This window comes from Streptomyces sp. NPDC051909 (assembly GCF_040681095.1).
Lineage (GTDB): Bacteria > Actinomycetota > Actinomycetes > Streptomycetales > Streptomycetaceae > Streptomyces.
The window spans coordinates 24,472-31,629 of sequence record NZ_JBFAYA010000041.1 but is presented as its reverse complement, the minus strand read 5'-3'; the positions used below and the strand labels follow the sequence as shown (position 1 = coordinate 31,629).

At 73.2% G+C, this 7,158-nt stretch carries 5 protein-coding genes; 1 reads left to right on the top strand and 4 read right to left on the bottom strand.

Annotation, left to right across the window (positions count from 1 at the left end; translation table 11 throughout):
- Positions 1-980 (top strand): MFS transporter (locus tag AB0M18_RS34540; protein WP_365765090.1); only part of this gene is annotated, 980 nt, incomplete at its 5' end.
- 189 nt (positions 981-1,169) lie between these two features.
- Here AB0M18_RS34540 and AB0M18_RS34535 read toward each other — a convergent pair.
- The 4 genes from AB0M18_RS34535 to AB0M18_RS34520 form a co-directional block, all read right to left on the bottom strand.
- Positions 1,170-2,102 carry a MurR/RpiR family transcriptional regulator gene (locus AB0M18_RS34535; protein ID WP_365765092.1) on the bottom strand — a complete coding sequence of 311 codons (933 nt, stop codon included), beginning with the start codon at positions 2,100-2,102 and terminating at the stop codon, positions 1,170-1,172.
- Positions 2,103-2,254: 152 nt separating this feature from the next.
- Positions 2,255-2,737: a VTT domain-containing protein gene (locus tag AB0M18_RS34530; protein ID WP_365765088.1), complete on the bottom strand. Its 483-nt coding sequence runs from the start codon at positions 2,735-2,737 to the stop codon at positions 2,255-2,257.
- 138 nt (positions 2,738-2,875) lie between these two features.
- Positions 2,876-4,408 (bottom strand): peptide MFS transporter, encoded by a 1,533-nt coding sequence (locus AB0M18_RS34525; RefSeq protein ID WP_365765086.1) that lies wholly within the window; start codon positions 4,406-4,408, stop codon positions 2,876-2,878.
- Positions 4,409-4,928: 520 nt separating this feature from the next.
- Entirely contained in the window at positions 4,929-7,100 is a 2,172-nt protein-coding gene (locus AB0M18_RS34520) for a multicopper oxidase family protein (protein WP_365765084.1), read from the bottom strand.
- Positions 7,101-7,158 lie beyond the last annotated feature (58 nt).

The following is a 7,158-nucleotide window of genomic DNA, read 5'->3' as shown; positions in this document are numbered from 1 at the left end:
GGCAGCCGAGAGAGCCGGGACATGCGCGGGGCCCGGACGTGGATCAGCGGCACCCCGCCGACCGACCGCACCTCAAGGCGCGAGGCGGCCACGTCTCCTTCCTGGCCGTTCCGGAGTCGGCGCGCGCCGCCGGCGGCCGGCTCGACTGGCCGGGCGCGGTGCTCCTGAGCGTGACGATGGTGCTGCTGCTGTCCGGCGTCTCCGCGGCGCGGGACGCCGGCGGGCTGTCCGCCGGGGTGCTCGGCCCGCTGCTCCTGGCGGTGGTGCTGGGAGCGGTGTGGACGGTGGTCGAGCTGCGGACGGCCGAGCCGCTGGTGGACGTACGGGCGCTCGCCGACCGCGGCGTGGCCCCGTTCTTCCTGGGCGCCCTGGCCTTCGGCGTCGTCTACTTCGGCAGTCAGTCGCCCGACGCCACGTTCCTGGCCGCCGATCCGGACCGTACCGGGTACGGGTTCGGGCTCTCGGCCCTGACGATCTCCCTGGTGGCCCTGCCCGCGGCGGTGACGGCGGTGGTCACCTCCTCGCTCACCGCGCGCGTCGCGGGCCGTCTGGGCTACGTGCGGACGCTGTGCCTCGCCTTCGTCCTCATCGGCGCGGGCTTCCTCGTCACGGCCGTCCTGCACACGGCGGTCTGGCAGCTGGTCGCGGCGAAGGTGCTCGCGGGACTCGGTATGGGCGTGGCGCTCGGCGCGATGCCGACGGTGATCGCGGAGGGCAGCGCCCCGTCCCGTACCGGCGTGACCACGGCCCTCTACAACAACGTCAAGACGCTCGGCGGCGCGGTCGCGGGTGGCGTGATCGCCTCCCTGCTGGGCGCCTCGGCCGCTCGGGGCCCGGGCGGCGGCACGGGTGACGGGACACCGGCGGAGTCGGGGTACGTGACGGTCTGGCTGGTGTGCGCGGTCCTCGCCTTCGGCGCGGCGGCGGTGATGGCGACGGCGACGGGCAAAGAGGTGTGGCGGCTCCGATCCAGGGGTTGATCGGAGCCGCCACTGTGCACCCGCCTGGAGAAGCGGTGCATGCCGTTCAAACACGAGGGCCGTCTGAGGAGGAGGGGGCGACCCTTCGGTGTTCTGTTCGGGCCCGTGGGGGCTCCCACAGTAAATATTCTTACGGTCGAGAAAGCAAGAGAATGAAAATTTTCATGCATGGATCTGTACAGAGCGCACTCAGTCGTCCAGGAAGAAGGCGTGCTGCTCCGCCGCCTGCTCGTACTTCTCCAGGCGGGTCTGGGTACGCTCCGGGTCCGCGTCCGCCATGGCCTGGAGGATGGCCGCGGACAGCACTCCGGGCGCCGCGTAGGAGTCGAAGACGAGCCGGGCCCCGGTGCCCGCGGTGAACACCACATCGGCCTCGTCGACGAGCGGCCCGAGCGTCAGGTCGGTGATCAGCGCGACGCGCAGCCCGACGCCGCGGGCGGCTCTGACGACGGCCAGCGTCTCGTTGGCGTGCCGGGGCATCGCGAAGGCGAGGACCCACTCCCCGCCCGCCTCGCGCGCCTGGAGCAGCCCGTCGTAGGCGACGCTGCCGCCGCGCGTCACCACCCGTACGTCCGGGTGGATGCGGCGCGCGGCATAGGCGAAGTACTCCGCGAGGGAGACCGAGATCCGCAGGCCGAGGACGGTCAGCGGTACGGACCGGGCCAGCGCACGGCCGATGTCGAGGATCCGGTCGGGGTCGGCGAACACCCGCCGCAGGGACGTCAGGTTCTCGATCTCGGCGTCGACCGCCGACTGGAGCTCGTTGCGGAGCCGCCCCTCCCCCTCCTCCGGCGCGCCGGCGATCGCGCTGAGCGCGATGGGCTGGAGGGCGTCCCGGAGGGCGGGGTACCCGCTGAATCCCAGCGACGAGGCGAACCGGGTCACCGAGGGCTGACTGACGCCGACCCGCTCCGCGAGCTCGGTGATCGACAGGAACGCGGCCTCGGTGAGGTGGTCCGTCAGGAACTGGGCGATGCGCCGCTGCGCCGGGGACAGCCGGTGTCCGCCGAACAGCACCTGCAGCCGCTCGGCGGGAGAGGCCGTCTCCGTCTCCGCCTCCGACGAGCGCCTGCCCGGCGTGATCGCGGCCGCCTGTGCGCGCGCTTGCTGCTCGGATGGCACGGGCCCAGATGACACGGGGTGGCTCCTTCTCGTCTCGCTGCCGCCCAAGATAGTTCAACGGGCCGGAGTTCCCGCGCCGCGAGGGGACGGCCGCCCAACTGCGCCGCGTCCGAGCCCGCTTCGGCGGCTGCGGACCGCCGCGTACGGGCGCCTCAGCGAGGGGTGCGGTCCGCTCCTCCGAAGGAGGGGCGCGCCGACCTTCTGCGGTACGCCACCACTCCCCCGACCGCGAGGAGGAGGACGGCCACCGCGGCCACTCCGAGGACCGTCCGCTCGGCGAACAGCGTGGTCAGCAGGTCGAGCGCCCCGACGCCCACGGTCGCGTAGAGCAGCGCCCAGGCGGCTCCTCCCACGAAGAGTGCGGGAAGGTAGCGCGACAAGGGCATGCGCATGCTGCCCGCGACGAAGTTGGCGGCGGTCTGGAAGCCGACGGTCAGGAAGGACACGGCCACCACCGGGGCGCCCCACCGCTGGATGGCCCGCTCGACGCGCCGGAAACGGTCCGAGGAGACCCGCGCGACGAACCTGGTGCGCCGGACACCGGCGGCGGTGAGCCACCCGACGGCGAACGTCCCGCCCGCCCGGAGCAGAACGATGGCGTACAGAGCGGCAGCGGTGAGCGCGATCCTATCCACGACGCCTCATCTCCCGCTCCGCCCTGCCCGTCCGGTCCCCGCCGGCACCTTGGTAAGGCAAGACTAACCGAACCTCTTTGCGACCCGGCCGTGGGTCCCGGGGCGGGGCGCCCCGGGACCCACGCGGCGGCGGAACGGTCAGACGCCGAGGCGGCGGGTGAGCGGGCGGCGCAGGAGCAGCAGGACCGTGCCCGTCACGAGGGCCGCGGCGGCGAGGCCGAGGAAGAAGCCGGGGCCGGGAACCTCGTCGCCGGAGGCCTTCAGGGCGTTGGCGCCGATACCGCCGCCGAGCGCGCCGGAGAGCCAGAACAGGCCCACCATCTGACTGACGAAGGTCGCCGGGGCGATGGCCGTGGAGGCGCTCATGCCGACCGGGCCGAAGGAGACCTCGCCGGCGGCGAGCAGCAGGAAGGCGACGAGCAGCCAGAGCGGCGACACCTGGGCGCCACCCGCGGCGAGGCCGGCGGCGGACGCCATCACCAGATAGGCGGCGGCCACGGCGCCCATGCCGACGGCGTACTTGGTGGCGGTCGAGAGGCGGTCGCCCGCCCTGGTCCACAGCCAGGCGAACACCGGGGCGAGGACCAGGACGAAGAGCGGGATCGCCGACTGGAACCAGCTGGCGGGCAGGGTGCGCCCGAACACCTCGCGGTCGGTGGCGTGCTTGGCGAACAGCGAGAAGGCGGATCCGGCCTGCAGGAACAGCGCCCAGAAGACCGCCGAGACCAGGAACAGCCAGATGTACGTACGGACCCGGACGCGCTCCACGGCCGTCAGGACCGGGTTGCGCAGCAGCCGCCAGAAGCAGATCGCCGGGGAGGCCACGGCCGACAGGCCGACCAGGATCATGACATGGGGCAGCCGGAAGGCGCCGAGGGCGATGTCGGTGCCGTACGCGAGGACGACGAGGGCGACGGCGGCGAGCGCGACCCGCAGCACCCGGGTGCGCTCGGCGGGCTTGGCGGCGCGTTCCGGCGCGCGGCCGACCTCCCCGAAGTGCCGGAGGCCGCGGGCGTACTGGAGCAGTCCGGCGCCCATGCCGAGGGCGGCGACGCCGAAGCCGAGGTGCCAGTTCACACCCTCGCCGAGCAGACCCACGACGATCGGCGAGATCAGGGCGCTGACCTGGACGCTCATGTAGAAGAGGGCGAAGCCGGCATCGCGCCCGGCGCGGTCCTCGCGGTCGTAGAACGCGCTGAGCAGACCGGCCATGTTGGGCTTGAGCAGTCCGGTGCCGCACGCGACGAGCAGCAGGCCGGGGTAGACGGAGCCGGTGACGGGGACGGCCATCGTCAGATGGCCGAGGGCGATGAGGATCCCGCCGTGCAGGACGGCTCGCTGGGCGCCGAGGATGCGGTCGCCGATCCAGCCGCCGGGCAGGGAGGACAGGAAGACGGCCGCCATGTACGCGCCGAAGAGGATGCCGGCGTCGCCCGCGGCGAGGCCGAGGCCGCCGCGCGCGGTGTCCTCCGTCGCGTACAGGACGAGGATCGCGGTCATCCCGTAGAAGCTGAACCGCTCCCAGACGTCGGTGAGGAAGAGCGTGGTGAACCAGCGCGGCCGGCCGGGCAGTACGGAGCGGCGGCCGGGGCGGTCCGCCGCCGGAACGGGGGCGGTGCGGGTCTCCTGTTCCCGCTCGCCGGCGGCGGGCGGTCTGATCGGGGCGGCCATGGGTTCCTCCCTGCGGACGCGGATGTCTCGGACGGTCGCCCGCCGAATCTGGCCGCGCCGGTTCGGGGACGGCTCGAGGATCGCTCGCGAGCCGGAGCAAGGCAGGAGAAGGAAGGGGGGAGAAGGAAGGGGGGAGAAGAGCGCGGCGCCCGGCCGGGGGAGGTACCGGGCGCCGCGGATCGAGGGGGCGGGCCGACGCGTCGCGGGTCGCGGGTTTCCGCGGCTCCGGGGGCCGGGCCGCACCCCGGCCCCCCTGGGAACCGGTCCTGCCTCGGGTGGGTTCCCCAGGGGCGCCCGGAGGAGCGCGTCCCTGCGAACTCGGCCCGAGGGCGCCCCGGCACGCGCGCCGGGAGCCGTTTCCCTCTCGACGGAAGGAAACCCGGCCGCCCTCGGACCTCGCTCGGGCCCGGCTGGGCCGGGAACATCGCAGCGCGGCCTCGCGCACGCGGGACGATGGCGACGCCGGTCACCGCGAGCGGGTACGGGGAGGCCGGCCGGACGGGCCGGCCTCCGCCCTGGGCTAGTCGGGTCGGTTGCCGTTCTTGCCGCCGACCGTGTACGGGGTGGTGACGTTCTCGTACGCGAGGTGCATGACCATGCCGAGCTGGGCGTGGGTGAAGTTGTGGCAGTGGTCCATCCAGATGCCCGGGTTGTCGGCCTTGAAGGCGACCTCCCAGGCCTCGCCCGGGCGGACCAGGACGGTGTCCTGCCAGAGCGGGCTGCCGGTCACCGGCTTGCCGTCCTTGCTGAGGACGAGGACGTGGTGGCCGTGCAGGTGCATCGGGTGGTCTTCCTGGCCGCGGTTGAGAAAGCGGACGCGGATCGTCTCGCCCTCCTTGACCATGAGCATCGGGGCGTCGGGGAAGACCCGGCCGTTGATGGTCATGCGGAGCGCGAAGCCGCCGTCGTAGAAGCCCAGCCACTCGTCGAGGGTCAGGTCGAAGGTGCGGTCGAAGCGGCTGTTCGCGTCGAACGGCGTGGCCGCCGGCTTGCCGTACGACGTCTTGTCGAACTCCGCGCCGTCGAAGCGCGGTTCGAGGCTGCCCTTGCCGTCGGCGGAGAAGGCGATGCCCGCCGTCGGGGCGTCCTCGGCGGCCAGCCGGACCGGGGTGTCCGGCATGGTGAACTCGACGTCGAGGCGGCCGGCGCCGGCGACCACGAGGCGGCGACCGGTCAGCTCACCGGGTTCGTTGATGTCCATGCCGTCGATCGACGTGACCTTGTACGGGACGCCGGTCAGGGTGAACGTCCTGGTCAGGATGTCGCTGTTGACGAGCCGGAGGCGCATCTTCTGCCCGGGGCGCGCGGCGCGGCGGTCCAGGGTGTCGGAGGTGCCGAGGGCGAGCGTGTCGCCCTGGGCGGTCTCCCAGGAGTGGGCCTGGACGGTGACGTCCTGGTCGACCGGGCGGGTCTGCTCGGCCGGGTCGATGATCATCGGGCCGAAGAGGCCGCGCTGCACCTGCTCGGAGGAGGACTGGTGCGAGTGGTACCAGAAGGTGCCGCGTTCCTTGACGCGGAACCGGTAGGTGTACGTGCCGCCGGGCTGCACGGCGTCCTGGGTGACACCGGCGACGCCGTCCTCGCCGTTGGGGACGTCGAGGCCGTGCCAGTGGGTGCTGACGGGGGTGTCCTTGAGCCTGTTGACCAGGGTGATCTCGACGAGTTCGCCCTGCTTCATGCGCAGTACGGGGCCGGGGATCTGGCCGTTGAACGTCCAGGCGTCGACCGTGCGGCCCGAGGCGAGCCTGAGCGTGGCCTCCTGCGCGGTGAGGGTGAAGCGGCGGTCCGGGGTGCCGGTCTCGGGGCCCTTGAGCGCGTCCACGCCGACGGGCTTGGTGGCGGGCGTGCCGGCCGCGTGGCCGGAGGCGTGGGTGCCCGTGCCCGTACCCGTGACGCCGAGGGCGTTGGTGGCGGTGGCGCCGTGGCCGGCGTGTCCGGCCTGCCCGCCGTCCCCGCCGTGACCCGCGTGGTCGGCGGCGAAGACGGTCCCGCCGCCGTAGTCCATCGTGCCCTTCATCATGGAGAAGGTGTCGGGGAAGCGGCTCCGCTGGGACTCGAGGGTGACCAGGGCGCCGAGCACGCCGAGGATCACGACGGTGGTGCCGAGGCGTACGGCGACCCGCCGGCCGCGGGTGCGCTGCGGGGCGGTGGTCCGGCCGGTCAGCCGGTCCGCGCGGCGGCGGTTGCGGAACACCAGCCAGCAGGCGAAGGCCACCAGGATCAGCCCGTAGACGGTGTAGTTGAGCGCGGCGGAACGATCCGGCGGCAGGAACTTCTCGAAGAAGCCGCCCGCGGCGCCGAAGGCCGCGAGTTGCGGCGGGACGGTGATCCGCGGCGCGGCCAGGGCGGCGGGCTCCTCGGGGCCGCCGCGGCGGGCCGCCGACCACACCCTCGGCAGGCTCAGGACCAGGGTGGCGAGCACTCCCGGCAGGAGCAGCAGCAGGGTGGTGATGACCCGGCGGTCACCGACCAGGGCCCAGTTGAGGCCGGCCATCTGGGAGAAGAGCAGGACCCGCCCGGCGGCGAGCAGGAAGCCGAGCAGGAGGAACGGGACGGCGATCCGGGCGCCGCGGCGCAGCCGGCGGGTGTCCGGGCGGGTGGCGAGCCGCCGGACGGTGAGCGCGGCCAACAGCCAGACCGGGAAGAGGATGAGGGAGACGAGAAAATCGAAGATGGCGAGGTTGGAATACATTCCTTGCTCCGATCAGTGAGACGTGCCCGGGGGGCTCACGGCCCCCGGGCAGTCCCTC

Coding starts and splice junctions, on each gene's coding strand:
- AB0M18_RS34525 (WP_365765086.1), bottom strand. CDS start 4,408: ATGGCCGCCCCGATCAGACCGCCCGCCGCCGGCGAGCGGGAACAGGAG.
- AB0M18_RS34520 (WP_365765084.1), bottom strand. CDS start 7,100: ATGTATTCCAACCTCGCCATCTTCGATTTTCTCGTCTCCCTCATCCTC.